The 2,887-nt window shown below is 58.9% G+C and carries 4 protein-coding genes; all 4 read left to right on the plus strand.

Annotated elements, in window-relative coordinates:
* Positions 1-1,512: T6SS phospholipase effector Tle1-like catalytic domain-containing protein (locus tag AWM79_RS21950; RefSeq protein ID WP_156430142.1), on the plus strand; the 1,512-nt coding region annotated here is incomplete at its 5' end.
* Between the two features lie 54 nt (positions 1,513-1,566).
* Entirely contained in the window at positions 1,567-1,917 is a 351-nt protein-coding gene (locus tag AWM79_RS21955) for a hypothetical protein (protein WP_156430143.1), read from the plus strand.
* Positions 1,914-2,552, plus strand: coding sequence for a DUF2931 family protein (locus AWM79_RS21960; protein WP_060783776.1), 639 nt, complete (start codon positions 1,914-1,916; stop codon positions 2,550-2,552). The genes AWM79_RS21955 and AWM79_RS21960 overlap by 4 nt, the downstream gene beginning before the upstream one ends.
* On the plus strand, positions 2,539-2,887 hold a 349-nt coding region (locus tag AWM79_RS25785; protein ID WP_244159589.1), incomplete at its 3' end, for a DUF2931 family protein. The genes AWM79_RS21960 and AWM79_RS25785, both read left to right, overlap by 14 nt.

Raw genomic sequence — 2,887 nt, forward strand, 5'->3', positions numbered from 1 at the left:
GTAAGTGTCCAGGCCCAAAACGACACGCTGGAACTGCTGGCCCGGCAGGGGCTGAGCATCACCAGCACTGAAGACGAAATCCGTATCGTCGCGAAAAAGAAAATCACCCTCAATGGCGGTGGCAGCTACCTCACCCTCGACCCCAGCGGCATCGAATCAGGCACGGCAGGTGACTACACCCTCAAGTCCGCGCACTTTGAATACTTCCCGAGCAAAGCCCCACGGGTTGCAGGGATCGCGACACTGCCGGCGATCATCGATCCACCGCTTGAGTTCCACGAGCAGTTCCAGATATTCGCCAACGATGAGGAACAGGTACTGGCAGATACGCCCTACAAGATCACCGCGGCCTCCGGAAAGGTTTGGAGGGGAACGACTGACAGCCAGGGTTTTACCCAGCGTGTCTACACCGCAACGCCTGAAAAGCTCTCGCTGGTCTACGACATGGAAGAAGAGGAGGAAGAGGAAGAACTCGACGGCATTACTCTGCGCCTGGGCCTATTCTTCGATGGCACCGGCAACAACCTGGCCAACTCGGCAGCCACTGAACAATGCCGTCGTGAAGACCTGACACTGTTCGACCGCGACGAACTGGAAAGCATTATCCAACAGTGCGAGCGGTACGGTTTTGATGGGTTCGACGGGAGTGCCTTCAACGCTGCGCCGGATAATAGTTACGGCAATGCGCCGAGCAATGTGGCTCATCTGTATGACTTGTATCCGGACCATGCCGTCGATGGTCTTCCTCCCGAGGCAGAGATTGGTTATCTGCGTGTCTACCTGGAGGGTATCGGTACTCGTAGTGGAGACAAGGACTCGCTTTACGGCCAAGGACTTGGGCGGGGTGAAACCGGAGTGGTGGCGCGGGTTGAGCAGGCACCGGAATTAGTCAAGGAGCAGCTTGATCTCTTTCGGCAATCCAATCCTGACACCTCTATCCGCCGTATAGAGTTCGACATATTCGGTTTCAGTCGTGGTGCCGCCGCCGCCCGGCACTGTGCCAACGAGCTACTCAAACCGGGTCGGGGTCTGTTTGGCGAGTTGCTGCAAGGAGGACGCTTTGGCCTGCTGGCGAGTTTCGACCCTGTGGTGGATATCAAGCTTAACCTGATCGGTCTGTTCGACACCGTTGCGGCTATTGCAGCCGTTGCGCGTGGCGACCTAAGTCCAACGGATGCCAATAACCCAGGGGTCAATCTGTATCTGCCACCGGGCTGCGCCCGCCAGGTCATCCAGTTGCATGCCCGCGACGAGCACCGCCTCAATTTTGCGCTCAATAGCGTGCTGCACGGCCACCAGCAAATCAGCTTGCCCGGTGTTCACTCCGACATTGGTGGGGGTTACTTGCCGCGTGCGCGTGAACGAGTCTGGTTGACTGCGCCGCGACGAATCACCCTAGCGGCGCAGCGTCCGGTGCAGGCGCATCCGTTATGGGCGCAAACCCGCGCCCAGGTGTTGGCCCTGCGCGCCCGTGGTCTGGCCGGCGACGGCAGCATCGAGATCAAGAGCTGACCAATACCTCGGCCACCGCGCGGCGGTCCGGAGAGCGACGAGCAGGATTACCTGTTGACAATTGAGCTTGACCGGCCAGTGCGTGGCGAGTTGGCCTTGATCGGGCTGCGCTTGATGCGTGAGTTGGGCGTGCGCCATGGTGTGCCGTTTGACGTCATTGGCGAGCAAGACCGACGTTTCCGACTGCCTGAAGAGTTACAACCCATCGCTGCGCACATCCTGGATCAAGTACTGGGAGGCATCGAAGTCAGCCTCGACCCCGACCAGGAGCGTTTGCTGCGTGGCCGCTATATCCACCAGTCCGCCCACTGGACGCCCAGTAAGGGCTTGTTGGTCAGCAAGCCCGCGCCGAATAACGTCCGTAATGTCTACCCCAACCTGCCGCAGAAGGGTTACCCCCAATGAGGCGTTTAAGCCTGCTGGCCGGTCTGCTATTGAGCCTGAGTGCCTGCGCCAGCGGACCGAAACCAGCCGCCCCACCCAAGTTGCCTTACAGCAGTTGGTACGTAGGTCTGGCCGCGCCGCGCCATATGGAAGTTTGGGTTGAGACCGTGGATGTGCTCGACCAGCGTGGGTTGGCGTTCTTTCGCGTACATGGCGGGGTTGCTGGCTACACCCGTAATCCAGAGGGTTGGCACAACGGCGGGGGAAAAATGAAACCGATTAACAACGTTGATCTGCCGGAACGGATCTTCCTGCGCTGGCAATCACTCGTGGAGCCGCAAGCCTACAGGATCAGAATCCCAATTCCGCAGTGGGTGCGCGATGAGATGGTTAAGCCGGAGCGGGTGTTTTGCGCGGCGGACCAGGAAAACGTAACTCTTTATCGCAACAGAATAACGCTGGGCATGGCCCCTGGTGGCATCGTCAAAGTTTGGGTAGGAGCGGGTTGTCTAGGGTTCAAGGAGGTTGGTCGCTTTCAGGCCGAGATCGAGGCTTTAGGACCTTATAGAGGCAAAAGCAACGGTAAATACGTGCCGATAGAACCCGAGAACAAAGCCTATATCGACCAGCACGGTATTCCCTATGGCACCTGGTAAACACGCGCAGCGTCTAGGCCTGTTGATCGGTCTGTTATTAAGCCTGAGTGCCTGCGCCAGCGGTCCGAAACCAGCCGCCCCACCCAAGTTGCCTTACAACAGTTGGTACGTAGGTCTGGCCGCCCCGCGCCATATGGAAGTCTGGGTTGAGACCGTGGACGTGCTCGACCAGCGTAGGTTGGCGTTCTTTCGCGTGCATGGCGGGATCGCTGGCTACACCCGCAAGCCAGAAGGCTGGCACAAGGGAGGCGGGGCGATGAAGCCCATAAATAACGTTGACCTGCCGGAACGGATCTTCCTGCGCTGGCAATCACTGGTGGAGCCGCAAGCCTACA

Source organism: Pseudomonas agarici (assembly GCF_001543125.1).
Taxonomy (GTDB): domain Bacteria; phylum Pseudomonadota; class Gammaproteobacteria; order Pseudomonadales; family Pseudomonadaceae; genus Aquipseudomonas; species Aquipseudomonas agarici.